Source organism: Sulfurimonas sp., assembly GCF_026196735.1.
In the GTDB taxonomy this organism is placed as follows: Bacteria; Campylobacterota; Campylobacteria; order Campylobacterales; family Sulfurimonadaceae; genus Sulfurimonas.
The window spans coordinates 1-24516 of sequence record NZ_JAPHUF010000002.1; the positions used below are offsets into that span (position 1 = coordinate 1).

Consider the following 24516-nt stretch of genomic DNA (forward strand, 5'->3'; position numbering starts at 1 on the left):
ATCAAAAGGGTGGTGTTGGCAAAACGACTACTGCTGTAAACTTAGCTGCTTCACTGGCGGTTGCAGAAAAAAAAGTGCTTTTGATAGACTCTGATCCTCAGGCGAATGCTACTACATCTTTGGGCTTTCATAGAAATGATTATGAATTCAACATGTATCATGTCCTTATCGGTACTAAAAAACTAAAAGATATTATCTTAAAATCTGAGCTTCCGACTCTACATCTTGCTCCATCAAACATTGGTCTTGTTGGAATTGAAAAAGAGTATTATGATGCAGAGAACTCAAAAGGCCGTGAATTAGTTTTGAAAAAAGCTATTTCTAATGTACTAAAAGAGTATGATTATATTATTATAGATTCGCCGCCGGCACTCGGCCCTATGACAATAAATGCACTTTCAGCTTCAAACTCTGTTATTATTCCTATTCAGTGTGAATTTTTTGCACTTGAAGGGCTTGCACAGCTTTTAAATACTGTAAAGCTTGTAAGAAAATCAATCAATAAAAATTTAAATATAAGGGGATTTTTACCAACTATGTTTTCATCTCAAAATAATCTTTCAAAGCAAGTTTTTGCTGATTTAAAGCAACACTTTAATACAAAACTTTTTAAAGATAAAGATGGCAAGATAATAGTAGTTCCAAGAAATGTTAAACTTGCGGAATCTCCATCTTTTGGTAAGCCGGCAATTTTATATGATGTAAAGTCTATCGGTTCAATATCTTATCAAAATTTAGCACAAGCGATAATAGAAGAATGAAATCACAAAAATTAGGCCGTGGATTAGATGCACTTTTAGGTGAGATGGATGAAGCTTATGAAAATGAAGGCTCTTCAAAAGATTACATAATTGAAGTCTCGTTAAGAGATATAAGACCAAATCCGTTTCAGCCAAGAAAACATTTTGAAGAAAGTTCTCTTTATGAACTTAGCGAATCAATTAAAAATGATGGTTTGCTTCAACCAATCGTTGTTAGTGAAGATATTGACGGTTATATTCTTATTGCAGGAGAGAGAAGGCTTCGTGCATCCAAGCTTGCAAAACTAAAAACTATTCGTGCTATTGTTTTACATAGTGATGAGCAGAAGATGAGACAGTTTGCTCTAATTGAAAATATTCAAAGAGATCAACTTAACTCCATAGAACTTGCTCACGCTTACGGTGAGTTGATGAAGCTTCACGAATTGACTCAAGAAGAGTTGTCTTCTAGAATCAATAAAAGTAGAACACATATCACAAATACTATAAGACTTTTGCAGCTCTCTGCAAAAACACAAAAATCATTAATCGAAAAAAAGATTACAGCCGGTCATGCTAAAGTTTTAGTAGGTCTTGATGAAAAGCAGCAGCAAGTGATTGTAAACTCAATAGTTGGACAAAAGTTAAGTGTTAGAGAAGTTGAAAGTATTATAAAAAGTATGAAGTCTAATAAATCAAATTTTTCTGATAAAAAAGTAGAAGTTGAGTCATATAATTTTTCAGATGTAAAAAATAAATTAACTTCACTTGGATTTAAAGTAAAAACTTCAAATAAAAGTTTAACTATAGAATTTAATGACGAAGATCAAATAAAAGATTTTTTAAGATATCTACCAAATTAACATATTAATTATGTAAATTTTCATACTATATTTATATAAATTATAAAATTCTTTAATTTTTTTTCTTACTTTAACAATTCTTTTAATTTTATCGTAGTATAATCACGCAACTTTTAGGAGGTGCTATGTTAGATATAAATCCGATACTACTTGTAGCTACATTAATCGTGTTTCTTACACTTATTGCCACTCTTAACAGTTGGCTTTATAATCCATTGTTTGCTTATATGAGTAAAAGAGATGAAGATATCAAAAAAGACTTAGAAAAAGTAGGTTCTAATGATGATGAAATCAATTCTCTTAATGAAAAAGCAGAATCAATAATTACAAATGCTAAACTGGAAGCTTCGGCCCTGAGAGAGAAAGTTATTGCGGATGCTAAAGAGTTAGCAGATAGTAAGTTAGAAGCAAAGCGTGCTGAATTAGCTAGTCAGTATTTAGAATTTGAGCAATCACTTGCTCAATCTAAAGAACAGTTGAGAGGTGAGTTAAAATCACAAGTTCCATTGTTCGCAGAAGCTGTAAAAGCTAAATTTAGTCAAATATAAGGATGTAATGTGAGTAGAGTTTTAGTATTTATGCTAATGATGTCAACAATAGCATTAGCGTCTAGTGGTAATGCAGAAAATGCAGGTACAGATATAGTTCAAAGAACGGTTAACTTTTTTCTGTTTGCTGGTTTAATTTGGTACTTAGTGGCAGAACCGGTAAAAAATTATTTTTCGTCTAGAAGCCAAACAATAGCTGATGAGATGCAAAAAGTTCAAGATAAGTTAAAAGAGTCTTTAACTCTAAAAAAAGATGCTCTAGCTAGAATTTCAGATGCTGAGAAGTTTGCTGAAGATTTAGTCGTGAGTTCTAAAAAAGAGAATAAGATTATTAATGATAACATAATGGCTCAATGCGATGCAGACTTGGAAATTCTAAGTAAGCAACAAGTTGTACTACTTGATTTTGAACAAAGAAAAATGATTCGTGCTGTTATTGAAGAGACACTTGATGAAGTGTTAAGCAAAAGTAGTGATAGTTTCGATAAAGAAGCCATGGCTAATGTTATCTTGAAGAAGGTGGCATAATATGGAAGAATTAATCGCAAAAAAATATATCAAAGCTATTAAAAAAAGCTCTGATTTACAAACAATGCAAAATATGACTTTAATATTTTCTACTTTAGCTGGGGCATTTAATAATGATAAATTTATTCAAATCATTAATAATCCAGATGTAAGTAAAGATCAAAAATCAGAGATTCTTTTATCAGCGGTTAAGTCTGCTGATTCAAAAGATGTAGAGAACCTGATTAAATTGCTTGCTGAGCATAATCGTATCAATATTATTCCTGCAATAGCAGAAGTAATGAGAAAAGATGTTGCAGATACTACCAAGAACTATGATGGAATTGTATATAGTGATAGCGATATCGATACAAAAGTTATGGAAGATCTAAGTAGTGGATTAGGTAAAAGATTTGATTCTAATATATCGTTAGCATTTATAAAAAATGATTTTAACGGAATTAAAGTGGATGTTCAGGACCTTGGAGTTGAAATAAGCTTCTCTAAGTCAAGAATTAACAGTCAAATAATAGAACATATTATAAAAGCAATTTAACTTCAAGAGAGGAGATATATAGTGGTAGCAAAAATTCAAGCTGATGAAATCAGCTCAATAATTAAAGAGCGTATCGATAACTTTGAACTAAGTGTTGATATTAACGAAACAGGTAAAATTGTTTCTTATGCTGATGGTGTTGCTCAAGTTTACGGACTTAGCAATGTTATGGCCGGTGAAATGGTAGAATTCGACGAGGGTACTAGAGGTTTAGTAATGAACCTTGAAGAAAGCACGGTAGGTGTTGTTATTCTTGGCGGAGGAAATGCACTTAAAGAAGGTATGTCTGTTAAAAGACTAGGTAAGCTTCTTAAAGTTCCTGTTGGCGATGCGCTTTTAGGTCGTGTTGTAAATGCACTTGGTGAGCCAATTGACGGAAAAGGTCCTATTGAAACAACTGAAACTCGTTTCGTTGAAGAAAAAGCACCTGGTATTATGCAGAGAAAATCTGTACATGAGCCGTTAGCAACCGGTATTAAAGCTATTGATGCACTAGTTCCAATTGGTCGTGGTCAAAGAGAGCTTATTATTGGTGACAGACAAACTGGTAAAACAACTGTTGCACTAGATGCTATTATCAATCAAAAAGGTAATGGCGTTGTTTGTATCTATGTTGCAGTAGGTCAAAAAGAATCAACTGTTGCTCAAATCGTTCGTCGTTTAGAAGACCATGGTGCAATGGAATATACGATTATTGTATCTTCTACAGCTGCTGAAGCTGCAGCACTTCAATTTTTAGCTCCATATACTGGTGTTACAATGGGTGAGTACTTCCGTGATAACGCTAGACATGGTTTGATTGTATATGATGATTTATCAAAACATGCAGTTGCATATCGTGAAATGTCACTAATTCTTCGTCGTCCTCCGGGCCGTGAAGCATATCCTGGTGATGTTTTCTATATTCACTCTCGTCTTCTTGAGAGAGCTGCAAAGCTTTCAGATGAAAAAGGTGCTGGATCACTTACTGCACTTCCTATTATTGAGACTCAAGCTGGTGATGTTGCGGCATATATTCCAACTAATGTTATCTCTATTACTGATGGTCAGATTTTCTTGGAAACTGAACTATTCAACTCGGGTGTTCGTCCAGCTATTAATGTTGGTCTTTCTGTATCTCGTGTTGGTGGTGCTGCTCAGATTAAAGCTACTAAGCAAGTTGCCGGTACATTAAGACTTGACCTTGCTCAGTATCGTGAACTTCAAGCATTTGCTCAGTTTGCATCTGATCTTGATGAGATATCTCGTAAACAATTAGAGCGTGGACAAAGAATGGTAGAAGTTTTAAAACAAGGACCTTTCTCTCCACTATCTGCTGAGAAACAAGTTGCTATCATTCTTGCTGGTAATGAAGGTTTCTTAGATGATTTTGATCCATCAAATGTAGTTCGTTTTGAAGCTGAGTTATATCCATTTATTGAAGCATCTTATCCTCAAATTTTTGAGAATATCAGAAGTACTTCAAAAGTAGATGATGATACTAAAGCACTGTTGATAAAAGCACTTGAAGAATTCAAAGCTACTTTCGTAGTAGCATAAGGAAAACTTAATGGCAAACTTGAAAGATATTCAAAGACAGATAAAGAGTGTTACTAACACTCAAAAGACGACTCGTGCAATGAAGCTTGTATCGACTGCAAAGCTTCGCCGTGCAGAAGAGTTAGCAAAACGCTCTCGTCTTTATGCTGCAAAAATGAATCAGGTAATTGCCGAAATAGCTGGACGCATAAAATGTAACAAAGTTGGTGGAATTGATAATCGTTGTTTTACAGAGATTGAAAGCCCAAAAACAGTTGACATTGTTTTTGTAACTGCTGATAAAGGTTTATGTGGTGGTTTTAATATTCAAACAATTAAAGCTGTTAAAAAACTATTAGCAGAATACAAAGAAGAAAATGTAAAAGTGCGTTTACGCGGAATCGGTAAAAAAGGTATTGAGTTTTTTAAATATAATGAAGTTGAACTTTTTGACTCAGTTGCAAATCTTAGCTCAAAACCGGATAAAGAGAGATCTGATGATTTCATTGAAACTTCTATTGAAGATTTTAAAGATGGAAAAATTGATGCTCTGCATATAGTATACAATGGTTATAAAAACATGATTACTCAAGAGTTACATGTTAATAAGATATTGCCAGTTGATACAGAGCAGTTCGAATGCGATGATGAGCCAAAGTCTATGTTAGAAATTGAAGCTCAAGATGAAGAACATATGTTGGATTCTTTAGTAAACAGATATGTGCAATATGCTATCTACTATGCACTAATTGATTCAGTTGCAGCTGAGCACAGTGCTAGAATGCAAGCTATGGATGCAGCTACTAATAATGCAAAAGATATGGTTAAGTCGTTAAATGTTGAGTTTAATAAAGCAAGACAAGCGGCTATTACTACAGAACTTATAGAGATTATAAGTGGTGTGGAGTCTATGAAATAATGGAGAAAAATATGATTGGTAAAATAAGCCAGGTTATGGGCCCGGTTGTTGATGTTGATTTTGATGGTTATCTTCCAGTAATTAATGAAGCAATCGAAGTTAATGTTAATGTAGAAGGTACACTAACTCGTTTAGTACTAGAAGTTGCAGCTCACTTAGGTGATGGTCGTGTAAGAACGATTGCAATGGATATGAGTGAAGGTTTAGTTCGTGGAATGGATGCTACTGCTACTGGTAGCCCTATTAAAGTTCCAGTTGGTGAAAAAGTTCTTGGTAGAATTTTCAATGTAATCGGTGAGACTATTGATGATGGAGATCAAGTTACTGATTCTCCTACTTGGTCGATTCATCGTGAGCCACCAGCTTTAGTTGATCAGTCAACTACAACTGAAATGTTTGAAACAGGTATCAAAGTTGTTGACCTTTTAGCACCGTATTCTAAAGGTGGTAAAGTTGGACTATTCGGTGGTGCGGGTGTTGGTAAAACAGTTATTATCATGGAGCTTATTCATAATGTTGCTCATGGTCATGACGGTTTATCAGTATTTGCCGGTGTTGGTGAAAGAACTCGTGAAGGTAATGACCTTTACCATGAGATGAAAGACTCAAATGTACTTGACAAAGTTGCACTGTGCTACGGTCAAATGAGTGAGCCTCCGGGAGCGCGTAATCGTATTGCTCTTACTGGTCTTACTATGGCTGAGTACTTTAGAGATGAGAAGAATCTTGATGTACTAATGTTCGTTGATAACATCTTCCGTTTTGCTCAATCAGGTTCAGAGATGTCTGCACTTCTTGGTCGTATCCCTTCAGCTGTTGGTTATCAACCGACTTTAGCTCGTGAAATGGGTGCTCTTCAAGATAGAATTACATCAACTAAAAATGGTTCAATTACTTCTGTTCAAGCTGTTTATGTACCAGCGGATGATTTAACTGACCCTGCTCCTGCTTCTGTTTTTGCTCACTTAGATGCAACTACAGTACTAAACCGTAAAATTGCTGAAAAAGGTATCTATCCTGCTGTTGATCCATTAGATTCAACTTCAAGATTACTTGATCCGCAAATTATCGGTGAAGAGCACTATAGTGTTGCTCGTGGTGTTCAACAAACACTTCAAAAGTATAAAGACTTACAAGATATCATTGCGATTCTTGGTATGGATGAGCTTTCTGAAGATGATAAAAATGTTGTTGAAAGAGCTCGTAAGATTGAGAAATTCTTGTCTCAGCCATTCTTTGTTGCTGAAGTATTTACAGGTTCTCCTGGTAAGTATGTTTCTTTAGCAGATACTATCAAAGGTTTCAAAATGATTCTTGATGGTGAATGTGATCACATGTCAGAAAATTCTTTCTACATGGTTGGTGGCATGGATGAAGCTATTGAGAAATCTCAAAAGAAGTAATTCATAAAGGACCCAAATGAGTAATTTAAAACTTGAAATCCTGACTCCTAATGGCGAAATCTATAATGGTGAAGCTCTTAGCGTAACTCTTCCTGGAGAAGAGGGTGAGTTTGGCGTTCTAGCAGAACACTCTTCATTATCTACACTATTAGAAGCTGGTGTTATTGATATTGAAAAAGTAGATAAATCAGTCGAATCAATTTTAATCAATTGGGGTGTTGTCCAAGTTGATGAAGAAAAAGTTGTTGTACTTGTTGAGGGTGCCGTAGCAATTCGTGGTGAAACAGAGAGTGATGTAGCTAGAGCTCTTGAAAACGCTAAGGAACTTATCGATTCTATTAAAGATGATAATCCTGCAATTGCGTCTGCAACTGCAAGAATAGAATTAGCAGCCCAAAATTTAATATAGATAATGACTAACGAAATTATTGATTTTTATATTAAAAGTCACCCGGTAACATTAGGTGTATTAGCTCTTTTAGCAATATACTTTATCGTGCTAAATTGGGTTTTCTTTTATCGTTATTTTTCAGTTAATAGTTGGCTTCAAATCGAGAGTAGATCTCTTGAGAGCCTTCTAATGGGTTCAACATCTGTAGACACTATGTCATTTTTAAATAATTTTTTAAAATCCAGCTCAAGTAGCACTAAAGAAGTTTTAGATTTAGCTATGATGGCTGCTACTAAAGAGGCTACAAAAGGTCTCTCGGTACTCTCTGTTTTTGCTTCTACAACACCATTCATCGGTCTATTTGGTACAGTTGTCTCTATCTTGGACACTTTTACTCATATAGGGCAAAGCAGTGGCGGAATGAGTATTATAGCAAGCGGTGTTTCAGATGCACTTGTTGCAACTGCAGCCGGTATATTTGTAGCTATTTTTGCATATACATATCATCAAATTTTAAATAGAAAATCGTTTGAGCTTATTAGTTCTATGCAGATGCAAAGTGATGCAATATTAGCTAGAAAAGCATAAGCTATGAGTTATAAATGGGAAGATAAACCTGAATTAAATATTACTCCACTTGTGGATGTGATGTTGGTTTTATTGGCTATTATGATGGTTGTTGCACCAAATATGATTTATGAAGAAAAAATAAATTTACCCCAAAGTTCTAAAACTACTCAGTTAGTTAAAATACCACCTGTTCATATAGTAATAGATAAAGATAAAAATTTAAAAATAAATAAAGACACTTTTTTACTAAACGCTTTTATGGATAATTTTCCACTTTATGCAACAAAGCTTAATAAAAAAGCGACTGTACTTATCAGTGCAGATAAAAGACTGGACTATGGTGTTGTTATGTCAGTATTGGCTGCTGTTAAACAGGCAGGTTTCTCTGAGGTATCATTAGCAACGAATGGATAGAAACAACTCGTATTTCTACATAAGTGGTTTTATATCACTCTCTTTGTTTGCATTTTTTTTATCACTTTTCTTTTTTATGATTTATTCATCTAAAGAGCCAAAGTTTTTTGCTTTAAAAAAAGACAATTTTATATCTGTATCAGTTGATATAGCAAGTGCTAAGAAAAGTGTAAAAAAATCTACAGTTCAAAAAACTGTAGCTCCAATAGAAAAAAAAGAAGTAAATATAGATAATCTTTTTGACAATGTCTGGACACAAGGAGTAAATAAAACAGAGAAAAAAGTCAAAAAAGTAAACAACAGGAGACTTCTTGAAATACAAAAAAAGATTAGTACTTCAGAAGTTAAAAACAAGGACTCTATAACCGATAAAATTAAAAATATTGACAAAAGTCAGTTTGATGACAAGGGTTCTAAAGCATCTACGGCAACCGAAGTTAATGAATATTTAGCTAAAATTCAAGCATTAGTATATGAACATTTTTATCCGCCACAAAATTCACAAGGCAATAGCGTTGAAGCTGTTATTGAGCTAAGTGCAATTGGTAAGGTAGTTGATTTTAGAATACTAAGATATTCTACTAACAGTGCATTAAACAGTGAGTGTGATAATATAAAAGATAGGCTCTTAAGAGTTGTTTTTCCAGAACATCCACAAAACAGTTCTGGTACATATACAATAACATTAACATCTAAGGAATAATTTTGAAAATTTTGATTTCATTTTTAATGGCAATAACTGTAGCCTTTGCAAGTGATGCAACTATAGAAGTAATTAAGAGGGTTGATTCTCTGCCGACTATAGCAGTTGAAGATTCATCTGAGAGTTATGATAATAAATTTAAAATGAAGTTTTTTAAATCACTGATTGCTGATTTAAATGTATTATCTATTTTTAATGTAGATAGATATCATCGTGAAGTAAAATACGATGCCAATGAAGTGGCATACGAGAACAAAGATATGGATTATGTTCTAAGATATAGACTTGTAAAAAGTGATAACGGCTCGCTTAATGTTAACTTGAAAATATTGACAAAAAATGATACCGTATTTGTTAAAAACTATAAGATTAATAACCCTAAAATATACATGTTTGTTTCTCATACGATAGCTTATGATATCAATAAATTTATGGGTGAAGATCCAGTTGAGTGGATGAAAAGAAAGGTAATTTTTTCAAGAATAATTGCTCCTCAAAAAAGTGAACTTGTAATTGCAGACTATACTCTTGAATATCAACATGTAGTTGTAAAAGGCGGTTTCAATATTTTTCCAAAATGGGCAAATAAAGAACAAACAGCATTTTATTATTCATCATTAGATGAAAAAAAACCAACATTAAAATATGTAGATATTAAAACTGCAAAGAGTAAAGTTATAGGTTCTTCTGATGGAATGATGATATGCTCTGATGTTAGTGATGATGGTAGTAAACTACTACTTACTAAAGCTCCCAACGGCCAACCTGATATTTATATGTATGATGTTAATACAAAAATAACTTCAAGGTTAACAAAGTATGGCGGTATTGATGTTAGTGGGTCATTTATGGGTAAAGACAGCATAGTGTTTGTCTCTGATCGTTTAGGTTATCCAAATATTTTTTCTAAAAATATCAACTCTAACAGTGTTGAGCAGATGGTTTATTATGGAAAAAGTAATATATCATGTAGTACTTTTGGAGAGTATATAGTATATAAATCAAGAGAAACCTCAAATGCATTTGCTAATAATACATTTAATTTACATTTGATTTCAACTGAAACAGATTTTATAAGAAGACTTACCGCTGTTGGAGTAAATGAGTTTCCAAGATTTTCAGTTGATGGAGATGCTATAATATTTATTAAAAATTATAAGGCTCAAAGTTCGATTGGTATAATTAGATTAAATCACAATAAAAACTATCTTTTTCCATTAAAGTATGGAAAAGTTCAATCATTGGATTGGTAATATACAATTATCATAGTATATTAATATTATTTTGGTACAATCATGGCAAATAAAATTTAAGGTAGAAATATGAAAAGTATAGTAATCTCAAGTGTTGTAATAGCACTATTAGTTTTAACTGGATGTTCTAGTAAAGAGCCTGCAGTTGATACAAGTTCTCAGTATGAGAGTGTAGAAAAAGTTGCTCCTGTGCAAAGCGAAACAGTATCATCTGATGAATCATCTGTTATGTCTGAAGACGGTAGTAGAGCCTCTGCTAGCGATTATGCAAGTGTTTCTTCTAGTGACTCTATGTCTAGTTTAGAAAATGATCTTTCAACGATATATTTTGATTTTGACAAATTTAATATTCGTGAAGATATGCAAAACAATATTGCTAATGATGCAAGCATAGTAAACGGTGCAGCAATTAAATTTTCAGTTAAGCTAGAAGGTAACTGTGATGAGTGGGGAAGTGACGAATATAACTTTGCACTTGGACTAAAAAGAGCAAACAGTGTTAAAAAATCATTAGTTGCGCAAGGCGTTAATACTAACCGTATCACAATGGTAAGTTTTGGTGAAAGTAACCCTACATGTACTGAGAAAACTAAAGATTGTTGGGCTAAAAACCGTAGAGTTGATTTTAAACTTTTACCATAATAAATGAATCGCAATATAATAATTGCAATTTTTGCAATATGCATGCCTTATTACCTTATCGGTGCCGAACCTTCTGCGTTCGGTGCCGGTGATTTAAATAATCCTCAGCCATATGGGCTAACTTCAAGCGAACAAACCCTTCTAGAGAATAAAAAGAAACTTCATAAAGTTGTTGTCAAAAGTAATAATCAAGCAAATGAAGTTGAATCACTAAGACAAAGAATAGATGGACTACAGACGATTATTGAAAGCATAAGTGCATCGTCTCGAGAGAATAAATTGAAGTTAAAAGAATTAGATAAACAGAATCGTGATGAGCTTGAAAGCAGCAGCGAGTATGAAAAGCGCATTCTCAAATCAATTGAAGAGACTAATGAGCTTATAGTAGTTAATAAACTAGATATAGAAAAAGTCAATCTTAGTTTAGTTGAAATGTCAAAATTGATAGATACCATCAATAGTACATATGTGACTAAAAATGAATTTAATACACTTGTTAATAATGTAAATAACTTTAAAGATTTAGTTGCAAAAGAATTGAAATCAAATGCAAAACCTAAAAAATCAAAATTAGACAGTATGAGTAATGGAGATGTGGCAACTAAAGCAAAAAATTATTATGATAAAAAACTTTATACTGAGGCATTAGAGTATTATAAGCATCTTATAAAGAAAAACTATAAACCTGCTCGTTCTCATTATATGGCTGGAGAGATAAATTACAATAGAAAAAATTATGCTAAAGCTATTGCATATTTTAAAGAAAGTGCAAAACTGTACTCTAAAGCATCTTATATGCCTATTTTGTTGTTACATACAGCAATTTCTATGGATAAAACAGGTGATAAAGAGAATGCAAAAACTTTTTACAATGCTGTTATCTCAAAGTATCCGGATAGCTCACAGGCAATAGAAGCAAAAAGTAAACTTGATTTAATCAAATAGTTCAAATAGATTTATCTGTAATTAGTATAATTATGATAAAATTCCAAAAAAACAAAAGGCATAAAAATGGCAATAGAAGCAAATCAAATTGTATCAATAGAGTATGAAGTTAGAGACGGGGAGAAGATTGTAGATAGCAATATTGGTGGCACGCCGTTAGTATTTATGTTTGGTAAAGGTCAGATTATCCCAGGATTAGAGAAGGGTATAGTTGACATGTCAATTGGTGAAAAAGGAGAAGTTCTTGTAAAAGCGGAAGATGCATATGGTCAGTACAATGCTGAAGCAAAACAAGAAGTTCCAAAAGACCAATTTGCTGGAATAGATTTAGAAGTTGGCATGAGTCTTTATGGTCAAGGTGAAGATGGTGGTACTGTTCAAGTTGTAGTAGAAGAGATAGGCGATGAAAATGTTATTATTGATTTTAATCACCCTTTAGCTGGTAAAGATTTATCTTTTATCGTATCAATTAACAACATTAGAGAAGCATCTGCTGAAGAAGCTATGACTGGAATTCCTGCTGAAATGAAACAAGGTGATGAGAGTTGTGGAACGCACGAAGCTTCTGGCTGTGGATGCTAATTATGTAACTGCTTCTGCATCTTCAGCAGAAGCATTCAAAACAGCGACTCTTTTAAAAACACTAAGTGTCAACTCTTTAATTACGGGAGAGACAGGTGTTGGAAAAAAAAGTCTAGCTTCTTATATCCTTCCAGATGCACCAATACTTGATGCATCGAATCATGATGAATTGTTGAGTACTTTAGAAAGTTCTAAAGAAATAGTTATTACAAATCTAGAAAATTCACCAAATATAAAAAAAGTCTTGGATATTATCACTTTAAAAAATATTAGAATAATCGCAACTGCGAAAAGTTCATATTATCATGAAAATATTGATGATATATTTAGTGTTAAATTTGATATCCCGCCACTATCTCAAAGACCGGAAGATATTGATGAGTTAGTACAAAAATTTATTAAAGAAGCTTCTAGAATTTTTACTACAAATCAAGAATTCAATATGAAAAATTTTAAACCTGACTTATCAAATAACTCAACTTCATTAAGACGACAGGTAATGATAAGTTATTTATTGCAAGATATCGATGATAATGAACTTATGGATATTATGCAAAATTACTTAATAGATAAGCTGGGTTCAAACAGTGATTATAAAAACTTTTTATATCTTTATGAAGTTCCTTTAATAAAATCAGGGCTTCAAAGATTTAAGTCACAGCTTCAGTTAGCTGATAAACTAGGACTAAACAGAAATACTCTTAGAAAGAAGATAGCTGATAATAGTGCATATTTATAAAATTAAAATGAATAGGAAATAAAATGAAAAAAATAGCAATGATTTTTGCAGGACAAGGTTCTCAAGCAGTAGGAATGGGAAAAGATTTTTATGAAAATTCTAATATCGCAAAAGAGATGTTTAAAGAAGCTGGTAAAAGAATAGGTGTTGATTTTAAATCTTTGATATTTGAAGAAAATGAAAAATTAGGACAAACTGCTTATACTCAACCTGCAATTTTACTGGTCCAAATGATAGCGTACCGTATTTTTAAAGAAAAATGCCCAGATATTAAAGCTGAACTATTTTTAGGTCATTCTCTAGGTGAATTTTCTGCCTTATGCGCAAGTGGTGCTATTGATTATATTGATGCTGTTGAGCTTGTACACAGACGAGGTCAACTTATGCAAGATGCATGTTCAGATATTGAGGCGGGTATGATGGCTATAGTTGGTCTTGATGATGCTTCTGTGGAAAAAATTTGTACTGATGCGGGGAGTGTTGGAAAAAAAGTTTGGCCTGCTAATTATAATCAAGATGGTCAATTAGTTGTTGCCGGTATGAAAGCAGATTTAGCATCTTTAGAGCAAACTTTTAAAGACGCCGGTGCAAAAAGAGCGCTTCTTCTTAATATGTCGGTGGCATCTCACTGTGAACTTCTTTCTCCAGCTCAATTACCGTTAGAGAGTTTAATGGAGAGTATGATAAATGAGAGTTTTGAAGCTCCGGTTATCTCAAATGTAACTACAGCACCATATAGTTCTAAAGAAGAAGCTGTAGCTCTACTGAAAGATCAGTTAGTCAAACCAGTTAAATATAAACAATCTATCCTTGCAATTGCTGGTGATATAGATGTAGCTATTGAGTTTGGAAACGGTGTTACTTTAAAAGGTCTAAATCGTAGAATTGCAAAAGATATGACAACTCTGAATATTTCAGATATGGATTCACTCGCTAAAGTAGCAGAGGAAATCTGTAACTAGCATGAGAGTAACATTAGCTCAAACATCTCCAAAATTAAATCGTTCTAATCTTGATGATATTGTAGCAATTATAAAACAATTTAGTGATGAAAGTGATTTAATAGTTTTTGCTGAACTCTCTTTGAGCGGATATAGCTTGCAGGATAAACTTTTTGAAGATGCTTGGGATATAAATGATTTAGATGTTTTAAAGAGTTTGAGTCTACATGTAGATATTGCAGTCGGTGCTGCGATTAAAGATGAAAACGATTTTAGAAACGCAGCTCTATATTTTTCAAAAGGTAAACTTCTCTCTTCTCATTATAAGGTTCATCTTCCAAATTATGGAATGTTTGAAGAAGCGAGATACTTCAAAGCCGGTGATATTTTTGAAAGTTTTGAGAGTAGTTATGGAAAAATATCTATGCTTGTTTGTGAAGATTTATGGCACAAATCTGTACATGTAGATTTAATAAATGAAAATCCTGATTATATCTTGGCTTTAGTTGCTTCTCCAGCTCGCGGCTTTACAAATAATGGCTTGGAGATAGAAGATAAGTGGCATGAGATAATAAAAACAGTGGCTAAAGAATGCAATGCAAAGCTAATATTTGTAAATCGTGTTGGTTTTGAAGATGGTCTTGGTTTTTGGGGTGGAAGCTGCATAATTGATGAAAAATCAAATATTATGTATAAACTACCCAAGTATGAAAAGATAATAAAAACATTTAAAATATAGGAAAAAATTTGAAAATAGCAATCATGGGCGCAATGCCTGAGGAAGTAGCTCCAATATTAGAGAAATTAGGTGAGTATAAAACAACAAAATATGCAGATAATGAGTATTATGAAGCGACTTATAAAGGCGTTGATATAGTTGTAGCTTACTCAAAGATTGGTAAAGTGTTCTCTACGCTTACTGCAACTACAATGATAGAGCATTTTAATTGTGACAGACTACTTTTTTCTGGTGTAGCTGGTGGTATAAATCCAAGTTTAAAGATTGGCGACTTGATTGTTGCTACTAAATTGTCTCAACACGATTTAGATATTACTGCATTTGGTCACCCTATGGGTTTTGTCCCGGGAGGAAGTGTTTTTGTTGAGGCAGACAAAGATTTAATAGCATTATCAAAAGATGTAGCAAAAGAGTTAGGTAAAACAGTAAAAGAGGGTATTATTGCTACCGGTGATCAATTTGTGCATGATGAAAAGGTTAAACAAACAATTGTAAAACATTTTAATGCTGATGCTTTAGAGATGGAAGGCGGTTCAGTTGCAGTAGTGTGTAAATCTTTAAATGTACCATTTTTTATTCTTCGTGCTATAAGTGATACTGCAGATACTGATGCTAGTTTTTCATTTGATGAATTTATGGAGTCAAGTGCAATTATATCAGCAGAGTTTATTATGAAAATGATAGATAGAGTTGTTGAGTAAATATGTCTATTAAAATATCAAAAAAAATCATGTCAAAGCTTGGCAAAACAAATGCCGAGTTTGAACTCATAGAAGAGGGCGATAAGATACTCGTTGGACTTAGTGGCGGTAAAGACTCACTTACCATGATTCATGCCATGAAAGAGCAACAGCGTCGTGCTCCATTTAAATTTGAATTTATTGCAGTAACTATTGGTTACGGAATGGGTGAAAATTTTGATAACTTAATAAAGCATTGTAAAGAGTATGATATAGAGCATATTGTTTACGATACAAAGATTTATGAACTAGCAGAAGAAAAAATTAGAAAAAACTCATCTTTTTGCAGTTTTTTCTCTCGTATGAGAAGGGGTACTCTATATGGTATAGCAGAGAAAAATGGATGTAATAAGCTGGCTCTTGGACATCACATGGATGATGCCGCAGAGAGTTTTTTTATGAATTTTATTTATAACGGGCAGATGCGCTCACTTGCTCCAAAATATAAGGCAGATAATGGTTTGATTGTTATTCGCCCATTGATTCAAATGAGAGAAAGACAGCTTAGAGCATTCGTTGTCGATAATAATATAGCAGCTATAGGTGATGAAGCTTGCCCAGCAATGCGTTTTGATGTTAAAATGCCGCATGCTCGTGCAAATACTAAAGTGATGTTGGCAAAGATGGAAAAAGAGTTCCCAAGTCTCTTTACCAGCTTAAATGCCGCATTTAAAAATATATCTATAGATAGTTTTTTTGATAAAGAGAAGTTTAATATTTAGACTCTATATTCTCTTCATCTTTAGCTATTTGTACTTTATTATCGTGAAGAGTGTCTTCTTTTAAAGTCTGTAAAAATTCTATAATGTTCTCTTGATAAGAGACTATGTCTCTATCATGAGAGAGTTCTAATAGTGGCTTGAGAGACTCCGTATCAATTTTTTTTGCATATCTTGGAACAATTTTTAGTTCTTTTTGAATATTTGATACTAATGTATCTATATCTAGTCCATTGTTATCTCTTACTTTTTGAACTAGCTCTTTGGTTGATGAAACCAATAGATTTGCTCTATCCTCTTCATTTTTATAAATATCCATACCAATATTTTTTACTATTGCATAACTTTCTTCTTTGATGTCTTGATTTGCAGCTATAACAAGAGCAAAAATCTTGGCACGAAAGTCCAAGGAACCATGATGATGAACAAATAGCTCACGAAATGCACTAAAAAAGTGGTGTTTAATTTTAAAACTTAACCCCATTTAAATCCCTCATAAATTACTAATATGTTATTATACAGAAAACAAACTGAATATCCTTAAATAGGGGGATATCGACCTTTTATTTTTTCTAGTGTGCCCAAAGTGTGCCCAAAAGTGCCAAAAAAAGCACTAATTATCTATTAAAAAAGTACCTCTTTTTTTCTCTTTATTCTCAACATATCTGGCATATTTATTGAGAGTCATATCAGGTGTTGAGTGACCTAACATTTTACTAACCCAGAGTATATCTTCTCCATTACTAATCATCATAGATGCAAAAGTATGTCTCATCTGATATGGATTACGATATTGAATATCCAATTTATCAAATAATGGTCTCCAATAAGAAGTAGATATATTTGCTCCATCAGAATAGTTTTGACCTTTTCTACTATTGAACAAATATTCACTTGAATTCAACTTGTATTGTAGATGATTTTTTAAATAAGGTAAGAGTACATCAATAATGTCAACATCTCTGATACTAGATTTAGTTTTAGGAGTAGATTCAATTTTTTGTCTTTTAGCTCTTTGAACTTTTATGATTTTTTTTTCAAAGTCTATGTCACTCCATTTAAGAGCGACTAATTCACCAGTTCTCATGCCAGTAAAAAAACCTATTGCATAATAAGCTTTGATTTCATCATCTATGTTATCTAATATAGTAAATATCTCATCTTTAGAAAAAGGCTTGATTTCTACTACTGCAACATTATTTGGTGCTTTAACAAACTTCAATGGATTTCTAATTATTATTTCATCTGCAACTGCATCTTGAAACATAACATTAAAGACAGCTCTTATGTAGGCTAAACTTTTTGTAGACAAAGATTTTAATATCTTATTCTGCCAAGTAGCTATTTGAGATGGTTTAATCTTATCAAGCTTCTTATTGCCAAAGTAGGGCTTTATATGCCTTTTATAAAGATATTTATAATCCTCTTGACTAGAAGCTTTTCTATGAACTTCGTGTATCTCAAAACTTATTTGCATAAACTCATCTACAGTTGGTACTTTTTCAACATTGTCAGTTTTAAAGAACTCATCCGAGGTTAGTTTAAAAACTATCTCAGGTATTAATTTTGTTTCGGCTAGTTTGCGGTTAGCTTTAGTATCATCAAGGTTTAAAGACCTTCTATATCTATTTGATTGATGATAAAATGTTATCCACAGCTTGCCTTTGCGACTGATTAATTTCATTTGTTTTATCCTTACAGATAACCCATTCATCAATTGCAACTCTATCAAACAGTATTTTACCACTCTTTTTAAAAAAGTGTATACCCTCTATAAAATACTCATCTTTTATTTTATAAATTCTGTCTGATGAATAGCTAAGATACTGAGCTAACTCTTTAACACTTAACCACCTTTTAGTATGTCCCTCTTCTAGTTGATTATTTAATTTCTCAATTAACTCAAACATCTGAGGGAGTAGCTTTAAACTTTCAAATTCTATGTTCATAATGCTACTCCTAAAAGACTCGTTTGAGTCCACGTCTTACAAGCTCATTATCAATTGCATCATACTTATGCAGTAGTTCATCAAAGAGTTTATCATCAGGCATAACACCAACCATCTCTTTAGAGAGTCTTCTTTCAAACTCTTTTAGTCCATAATTAGAGTAGTTCTCTAACTCCTCTTCAAATGTCTGTTTCTCTTTTACATAGACATCATGTACTTTTATAATGTCTTGTCTCAGTTGATAATCTTCTTTTACATCTTGGAGAAGTTCATAGAAGTATAGAAGTGTTGGAGAATTTTTATGAATAAGCAGTCTCATAATTTGACGTTTAATAGGTTTACGAGCATCTTCAAGAGAGTAGCTATAAGTTACTTTTTCAATCTTCTTCATTTCAGTAGTTATCTGCATAAACTCTTTATTATCGTAGTGAGTTGATATGTATTTCCATATTGGTAATATGTCAGCACGTTTACGATTAGATGAGTTTATCTGTGCATCTGTAAGTCCTGATACATCAATTAGTTTTACTAAATCACATCCCATTTCAAATAAGCTCTGTGAACGACTTAATGCATCTTCTATAGTATCTATAGCATACTGCTTTAAAAACTCTCTATGGAACTCAAATTCTACGTTAAATATAGATTGTTCAACATTTAATCCATTTGCTCCAAAATAGTTATACATAATCTCTCTTTTTATTTCTGATGCAGACTCTAACTCTTTTATCTTGTTATATATTCTTAGAAGAAATGGCTTCTTACCAACATAGTAGGTTTCTAACTCATAGCCAGTTGAACGCTCTCCAATATTTGCAGAGTGAGTCTTCTTTTTAGAAAGTATCATCTCTTTGCGTAGATAGTTGAAGTTATGTTGTATGAACATATTTATATCTATTCTAGTTACTGGAAAGTAGTTAGTACTTAGTAGTGAGCCTTTTAGTAATTGAGTGTTGATATACTCAACTAATGACTTTAAACCTATTGTATATATTCCAATAGCATTTAGTTGAACTCTGATGTTATGAATGTTTTGAGATTTTTCTGAATCTTTGAATCCTACTCTAAAGAACTCATGGTTAAACCATAAGAAGCCATCTCTACCCATACCGCTATATTTAACATCTATGTTATTGATAGTGATAATGATATCGTTATCAACATAAGCATAATTAAGAGCTGTGAACTCTTCTTTTTTAGCTTCTATTTGCTCTATGATGTTTTCATAATAGTTATCATAGTTACCACCACTTTGAGCGAAATAATATAAAGCATCTATCCCACTGATATGAGGTACTTTTTTTTCTATTTTATTTTTCATCTTATATTTCCTTTCGAGTACCTAGCACTCTTATTTTGAAGAACATTTATATATATTCTTTATGACTTACGTCAGGGGGTGTTACTAAAACCCCCTAGTAATAATTAATGTGTGTGATTTGTAACGGCTTTCGTCTCTGTCTCTAGAGGCTCAGGCGCTTCTAGCCGACAGATATTTCAGCTCGTTACAACTCATAGAGTCGTAGAGTCTCTGAGTTTATATTCCAAAAAAAGTAATCCCTTGACCAAAGTAAGATACATCTACTGTAACTTCTTTGCCATTCATACCTTGATATTTAGAGGCTTTGTCATTAGGTATAGTCAAGTCATGTAGAACTGACTTCTTACCACCTTTAAGTTCTTGTACAGTCATTACTTGGATACGTTTTTTATTAACGACTTCTCCAGTATCTTTATTCGTGTAAGACGAATCATATTGTCCGATTTGTATTCCAGTTAATTTAAGCATTTGTTTATCTCCTCAGATAAGAATTAAGATGAACTAAAGCGCTTTAGTTATCTTTGTTTATTCGCAATTACAAGGAGATTATAGATTTTTTGAGGTTTTATAGCATGGGGAATATCATAGAAAACTTCTATGATATTAACTTTAAAATGTTTTCTTGTTCTTGTTTATTTTCAAATACTGGATGTAGTTTTAAATTTGACTCTGTTCTAAACTCATAAATAGCAGTATTAAAAAAGTGACTTTTTAACTGTACTGGTTTAAGAAAGTATGTATTATCAATACTTGATTTTGGTATACCAATGTAATGTTCCATAATAATATTAAGAGCAGTTAATACTTTCGCTTGTGAGAGCTTCTTCTTTAAGTTCATAATACCATCGATAAAAGTATATTTTTTATATAGTGAGACTGATAATATTTGAGCACTTTTAAAAAAGTCATTTTCTTTTAAGGGCAAAGAAGCATTTAAAAAATATCTAATGTTAAAAGCTATGTCAATTTTATATTTAGCTACTAACTCATAATTAATAGAGTCTTTACCTATAAATTGTAAAGCATTTAAAGAGAAATCAATTTTATATGAATCATCTTGAAATTCACTTATAATTTTTTTAGTCAATAAAGTAGCAGAGTCATCATTATTTAAGTATAGCGCTTCATCTAATGCTTTTTGTCTAGGAATAATCAACTCAAAGATATTACTGTTTGGATATGTTGCTATTCCTCCAACTAGTGCGGAAGATAAAGATAATTTCTTGTGTTTAATTATTGAATACTTATACTCATCTAAAATATTAATAAGTAAATTTAGTTTTGCACATATTGGGATATCATCAACTTCTACTAACTTGTCATACTTAGCAAGTGTTCTTAGAGCATCCACAAGTATTGTATTAGATGTCTCAATATTTGATATCTCAAGAGTATTTTTAAATGCATCTTCTAGCTCATCTTGATTTAAATAATCGTATGTATTAAACCTATAAGTGTTTATCTCAGCTAAAGTATCATAGATAAAACTTACATCTATTTCATTATTAAACTCTATTTTAATAGATTCTACTAACTCATCTACAATAGCATCAATTTTCTTTCCTGACTGTAGTTTTTGTGTAACATTTTCCATTACAAGACTATATGTATCCATTTTAAACCCTTTTTTTTATATTTTTTTTTGCATTACTAATAAAAATAAAACTCCATTATTAATAATATTTGTAGCGACATAAAAGAATACTAGCGTAACAAAATAGTATTTGTCAAGACATTAATTAGTTAATAGTGTATAATTTTACAAATAGGAGGAATGTATGGCGACTGTAGGAAGACCTAAAAAAGAAGATAAAAGAGATATTGAAATACGTTTTAGAGTATCAAAAGAAGAGAATGAACGTATTGAAGAACTTGCTAAAAAAATGAAGATGAATAAATCTAGACTAATTAGAAATATTTTACTAGGTGATTTGGGTGAAATGGAGATGCTAAGTAATGTAGGAATTATACCTATTGTTCAAAATGCTATGGCTTTTTATGAAAAAAATTTTAAAGGTCAAAACTATTGGGATAAAATTAAAAATGAATAAATTAATATTCAAAAATAACTTGTGCATGTGATTACAAGTTTTTTTTGTTTTATATATTTAACAAAGTATCAATCATTTCACTATCATCTATATAATCATCAACTTCTTTAATTAACTGAATAGATTTTTCTTTATCAAATACTGATATCATATAACCTAAAAATGCTTCTTCCATAAGTTCAAATAAAAGTTTGTTAGATATATTTTCTTTTATAAAATGATTATCTATTTTATACCATTTCCCTATTTCGAAGGACTCCACAAAAGCATCAAATTCATATGCTTTTGGTTGCATTATTTCTTTAGAGATATATTTAGTAATATATTTTTCTGTTGAACTTGGAATTACTTGCTTTAAACCAGACTGTGCAACTGTAACTATATACTCTTCGCTGCGAATATTACCATATATATATCTCATACTAGAAGTAGAAAATGGCAATGATTCTGGAGGGTTTATGTGTAAATTATGTTGCTTCGTTTCTATATCAAATGTTTCAACTTCATTTCTTTGCCATATTGATATACCAACATCATATTTAAATAAGTGAGTTTTAATAGTATCATCTTGTATATCAAAATAATTTTCATTATGCTCGATATATTTTTTTGCAACTTCATAAACAATAATTTTTTTAAATAAATTTGGCTTTAACTCTTCCAAATAGTCAAAGGACTTATTAAATGAATTAGCTATTCTACTCTTAAATATCTTATCTGTCATTTCCGTTGCATTATCAGAATATGCTATAAACTCTGCTGCAAAAAACTCCATAATAGTTCTATGCATAAATTTGTAATCTAGTCCATCTTTGTACATCAATGGTACAGATGATAATAAGTCATTAAAAAAATTTGAAGGACTAGAAGGGGTAACTTTACTTAATTTAATTGCCTTTTCAATATAATTTATTGCTTCGCTATATGACTTTATATTTTCTTTTTTTGAACTTAACAAAGTAAAAGAGAATGCTCTCAATAATTTCCTAAATTCTTCAAAATCTAATAAAGACTTTTTTTCGCGAACATATCCTTTTTTTGTAAGGTCATGACCTTTATACATAGCAATATATACTTCATCATAAAATGTACTAATTTTTGAAGCTATAGAATTATTGAATCCATATGTTCTGTACAATAAAGAAAGGAGAAGAGGTGTTTCTAAAAATTTTGTAGGAACTGATTCAATTTCTTCTATTAGTCTCACGCCAACATCTGTCTGTCCTATAGCATCATAACGAATAACTAATGACTTAGCTTGTTCTAAAGTTAGAGGAGAAAATTTAAAAGTATTACTATTTGATATCCCAGGTAATTGGGCTTCAGGTCTTGAAGTTAAGATTATAACAGCTTCGCTTTTAATAGATAAATCAGATATTTGTTTAGCCATTTCTGGTTGCTCTTCTAACGAAACTTCATCAAAACCATCCAGAATGATAAGAAATTTCTCTAGAGATAATAATTTTAAAAAAAGAGCTTCATCAAAAAACTCATTAATACTATCTAGTTCTTTTCTTAATTCCTCCAAAAGATTGAAACTTTCACCTAATGTTCTTAACTCTATAAAAATAGGTATTAAATTTGTATCTGTAATTGCCTGCACTGTTATAAACTTCATATAAGTTGTTTTACCCATGCCAGCATCATCAATAATTATTGATGATGACGTATTAAAGAGTTTATCTGGTGAATATTGCTCACTAGAAGCTCCCCATTGATTTTTATTCTCTAAGAACAATGGCTCAAATATATCATTTATTTTGATTTCTATATGAGGAAAAACAATTGTTTTAATTGTAGAAACTTTTTTGAACACTCTTTTATAATATGGAAAAAAGAACTTACCTAACTTATCTTCATCTAATTGTTTATTTAAGTGACGTTCTTTTAGCCATGTTCTTAATTCATTTAATTTATACTCTAATAAAGAATCAGTTACTGGCTTCATCGCTTTTAAACTCTGTCCAATTCCGTAGCCTACTCCCACTGTTGTTGCTGTTATCGGTTCTGTCATCTTTTATTTCCAATACTAATTTTATACTTTTGATATTATTATATTATTATATTATTATATTATTATATTATTATATTTTACATGTTTTAGCTAAATATTTTCGTTCCCGTCTGTAAAATAATTTTATATCATCTGATACCTGTTTTTTAGGTAATGGTATTGCTTGTTTAGGAATTTCACTAATTTCAATGAATAAATTTTCCTTAATGTATATTATATCTTTATCACTTTTCAAATTATTTATAACCTTTTCAACATCTTTTGACAATAAGTTCATACGTTTAGCAATATCTTCAGGCTCTACTTCACCTATTAATGATTTAATATAATCAATCTCATATACAATAGATTTTAGTGAACCAATAATTCCCACACGAGCTTCGACTCTTACTATGTTGTTATAACGACTTTTTGATTTAAATAGACTTTCAGAAATGATAACTTCAGATAATCTTTTAACATCTTTCTCTAAATAATCTACTCCTGCTCTAAAACTTCCATATTGAGCAATTGCTAAATAAAAAGCACCAAAAATTGAAGCATACACTTTTAATGAACCGTCTTTTAATGCTATATCAGTTCCTATGTCGTCATATAAAAAAAACTTTCCTCTGGCATGAATAAATTCCTGAATGTAACTTTGGAACTCTTCATATTCACTTTCATCAATTGGAACAGGGTCTATATGTATATATGCTTGACACAAGATATTGTCATTTATGTAGTTTGCCATCTAGTTTCCTTCTTTA

Annotated in this window: 30 protein-coding genes; 22 read left to right on the top strand and 8 right to left on the bottom strand. The window is 31.7% G+C overall.

Annotation, left to right across the window (positions count from 1 at the left end; all coding sequences use genetic code 11):
• The 21 genes from OQK60_RS00250 to OQK60_RS00350 all read left to right on the top strand — a co-directional run.
• Positions 1-761: AAA family ATPase (locus OQK60_RS00250; protein WP_297682895.1), on the top strand; the 761-nt coding region annotated here is incomplete at its 5' end.
• Positions 758-1603, top strand: coding sequence for a ParB/RepB/Spo0J family partition protein (locus OQK60_RS00255; protein ID WP_297682897.1), 846 nt, complete (start codon positions 758-760; stop codon positions 1601-1603). The genes OQK60_RS00250 and OQK60_RS00255, both read left to right, overlap by 4 nt.
• A gap of 125 nt (positions 1604-1728) precedes the next feature.
• Positions 1729-2151: a FoF1 ATP synthase subunit B' gene (locus OQK60_RS00260; protein ID WP_297682899.1), complete on the top strand. Its 423-nt coding sequence runs from the start codon at positions 1729-1731 to the stop codon at positions 2149-2151.
• Between the two features lie 9 nt (positions 2152-2160).
• The gene (locus tag OQK60_RS00265) at positions 2161-2679 is read left to right on the top strand and encodes a F0F1 ATP synthase subunit B (protein ID WP_297682901.1); all 519 of its coding nucleotides are present in this window, start codon (positions 2161-2163) and stop codon (positions 2677-2679) included.
• Position 2680: 1 nt separating this feature from the next.
• Positions 2681-3214 (top strand): F0F1 ATP synthase subunit delta, encoded by a 534-nt coding sequence (locus tag OQK60_RS00270; RefSeq protein WP_297682903.1) that lies wholly within the window; start codon positions 2681-2683, stop codon positions 3212-3214.
• 21 nt (positions 3215-3235) lie between these two features.
• Positions 3236-4753, top strand: a complete 1518-nt coding sequence (gene atpA / locus OQK60_RS00275) for a F0F1 ATP synthase subunit alpha (RefSeq protein WP_297682905.1) — start codon at positions 3236-3238, stop codon at positions 4751-4753.
• Positions 4754-4763: 10 nt separating this feature from the next.
• The gene (gene atpG / locus OQK60_RS00280) at positions 4764-5651 is read left to right on the top strand and encodes an ATP synthase F1 subunit gamma (RefSeq protein WP_297682907.1); all 888 of its coding nucleotides are present in this window, start codon (positions 4764-4766) and stop codon (positions 5649-5651) included.
• Positions 5652-5662: 11 nt separating this feature from the next.
• On the top strand, positions 5663-7054 hold the full coding sequence (atpD, locus tag OQK60_RS00285; protein ID WP_297682908.1) for a F0F1 ATP synthase subunit beta: 1392 nt from the start codon (positions 5663-5665) through the stop codon (positions 7052-7054).
• A 16-nt stretch (positions 7055-7070) separates the two neighbouring features.
• Positions 7071-7463: an ATP synthase F1 subunit epsilon gene (gene atpC, locus OQK60_RS00290; RefSeq protein WP_297682910.1), complete on the top strand. Its 393-nt coding sequence runs from the start codon at positions 7071-7073 to the stop codon at positions 7461-7463.
• A gap of 3 nt (positions 7464-7466) precedes the next feature.
• Positions 7467-8033, top strand: a complete 567-nt coding sequence (locus OQK60_RS00295) for a MotA/TolQ/ExbB proton channel family protein (protein ID WP_297682912.1) — start codon at positions 7467-7469, stop codon at positions 8031-8033.
• Between the two features lie 3 nt (positions 8034-8036).
• The gene (locus OQK60_RS00300; protein WP_297682914.1) at positions 8037-8429 is read left to right on the top strand and encodes a biopolymer transporter ExbD; all 393 of its coding nucleotides are present in this window, start codon (positions 8037-8039) and stop codon (positions 8427-8429) included.
• On the top strand, positions 8422-9132 hold the full coding sequence (locus OQK60_RS00305; RefSeq protein ID WP_297682916.1) for a TonB C-terminal domain-containing protein: 711 nt from the start codon (positions 8422-8424) through the stop codon (positions 9130-9132). Before OQK60_RS00300 ends, OQK60_RS00305 begins: the two co-directional genes overlap by 8 nt.
• Before the next feature lie 2 nt (positions 9133-9134).
• On the top strand, positions 9135-10385 hold the full coding sequence (tolB, locus tag OQK60_RS00310) for a Tol-Pal system protein TolB (RefSeq protein ID WP_297682918.1): 1251 nt from the start codon (positions 9135-9137) through the stop codon (positions 10383-10385).
• A 69-nt stretch (positions 10386-10454) separates the two neighbouring features.
• Positions 10455-11027 (top strand): OmpA family protein, encoded by a 573-nt coding sequence (locus tag OQK60_RS00315; protein ID WP_297682920.1) that lies wholly within the window; start codon positions 10455-10457, stop codon positions 11025-11027.
• Positions 11028-11069: 42 nt separating this feature from the next.
• Positions 11070-11972, top strand: coding sequence for a tetratricopeptide repeat protein (locus OQK60_RS00320; protein ID WP_297682922.1), 903 nt, complete (start codon positions 11070-11072; stop codon positions 11970-11972).
• Between the two features lie 66 nt (positions 11973-12038).
• The gene (locus OQK60_RS00325) at positions 12039-12554 is read left to right on the top strand and encodes a peptidylprolyl isomerase (protein ID WP_297682924.1); all 516 of its coding nucleotides are present in this window, start codon (positions 12039-12041) and stop codon (positions 12552-12554) included.
• Positions 12520-13293: a Fis family transcriptional regulator gene (locus tag OQK60_RS00330; protein WP_297682926.1), complete on the top strand. Its 774-nt coding sequence runs from the start codon at positions 12520-12522 to the stop codon at positions 13291-13293. The genes OQK60_RS00325 and OQK60_RS00330 overlap by 35 nt, the downstream gene beginning before the upstream one ends.
• A gap of 23 nt (positions 13294-13316) precedes the next feature.
• Positions 13317-14255: an ACP S-malonyltransferase gene (gene fabD / locus OQK60_RS00335; protein WP_297682928.1), complete on the top strand. Its 939-nt coding sequence runs from the start codon at positions 13317-13319 to the stop codon at positions 14253-14255.
• A 1-nt stretch (position 14256) separates the two neighbouring features.
• A complete protein-coding gene (locus OQK60_RS00340; protein ID WP_297682930.1) occupies positions 14257-14973 on the top strand; it encodes a nitrilase-related carbon-nitrogen hydrolase in 717 nt (238 codons plus the stop codon).
• Between the two features lie 8 nt (positions 14974-14981).
• Positions 14982-15674 (top strand): 5'-methylthioadenosine/adenosylhomocysteine nucleosidase, encoded by a 693-nt coding sequence (locus tag OQK60_RS00345; protein ID WP_297682931.1) that lies wholly within the window; start codon positions 14982-14984, stop codon positions 15672-15674.
• A 2-nt stretch (positions 15675-15676) separates the two neighbouring features.
• A complete protein-coding gene (locus OQK60_RS00350) occupies positions 15677-16435 on the top strand; it encodes an ATP-binding protein (protein ID WP_297682933.1) in 759 nt (252 codons plus the stop codon).
• Here OQK60_RS00350 and OQK60_RS00355 read toward each other — a convergent pair.
• From OQK60_RS00355 to OQK60_RS00380, 6 genes are all read right to left on the bottom strand, one after another.
• Positions 16425-16916: a hypothetical protein gene (locus OQK60_RS00355; RefSeq protein WP_297682935.1), complete on the bottom strand. Its 492-nt coding sequence runs from the start codon at positions 16914-16916 to the stop codon at positions 16425-16427. The genes OQK60_RS00350 and OQK60_RS00355 overlap by 11 nt on opposite strands.
• A 129-nt stretch (positions 16917-17045) precedes the next feature.
• Positions 17046-18116 carry a site-specific integrase gene (locus OQK60_RS00360; RefSeq protein WP_297682936.1) on the bottom strand — a complete coding sequence of 357 codons (1071 nt, stop codon included), beginning with the start codon at positions 18114-18116 and terminating at the stop codon, positions 17046-17048.
• Positions 18058-18381, bottom strand: a complete 324-nt coding sequence (locus OQK60_RS00365) for a helix-turn-helix domain-containing protein (protein ID WP_297682938.1) — start codon at positions 18379-18381, stop codon at positions 18058-18060. The genes OQK60_RS00360 and OQK60_RS00365 overlap by 59 nt, the downstream gene beginning before the upstream one ends.
• 10 nt (positions 18382-18391) lie before the next feature.
• A complete protein-coding gene (locus tag OQK60_RS00370) occupies positions 18392-19702 on the bottom strand; it encodes a hypothetical protein (RefSeq protein WP_297682940.1) in 1311 nt (436 codons plus the stop codon).
• Positions 19703-19918: 216 nt separating this feature from the next.
• Positions 19919-20170, bottom strand: coding sequence for a hypothetical protein (locus tag OQK60_RS00375; protein WP_297682942.1), 252 nt, complete (start codon positions 20168-20170; stop codon positions 19919-19921).
• A gap of 127 nt (positions 20171-20297) precedes the next feature.
• Complete coding sequence (locus OQK60_RS00380) at positions 20298-21317, bottom strand: hypothetical protein (protein ID WP_297682944.1); 1020 nt, start codon at positions 21315-21317, stop codon at positions 20298-20300.
• 163 nt (positions 21318-21480) lie between these two features.
• On the opposite strand from OQK60_RS00380, the gene OQK60_RS00385 reads away from it, so the two are divergent.
• Complete coding sequence (locus tag OQK60_RS00385) at positions 21481-21753, top strand: hypothetical protein (protein ID WP_297682946.1); 273 nt, start codon at positions 21481-21483, stop codon at positions 21751-21753.
• A 49-nt stretch (positions 21754-21802) separates the two neighbouring features.
• Here OQK60_RS00385 and OQK60_RS00390 read toward each other — a convergent pair whose 3' ends face one another.
• Both OQK60_RS00390 and OQK60_RS00395 read right to left on the bottom strand, forming a co-directional pair.
• Positions 21803-23767 carry an NACHT domain-containing protein gene (locus tag OQK60_RS00390; RefSeq protein WP_297682948.1) on the bottom strand — a complete coding sequence of 655 codons (1965 nt, stop codon included), beginning with the start codon at positions 23765-23767 and terminating at the stop codon, positions 21803-21805.
• Between the two features lie 70 nt (positions 23768-23837).
• Positions 23838-24500, bottom strand: a complete 663-nt coding sequence (locus OQK60_RS00395) for a hypothetical protein (RefSeq protein WP_297682950.1) — start codon at positions 24498-24500, stop codon at positions 23838-23840.
• Between the last annotated feature and the right edge of the window lie 16 nt (positions 24501-24516).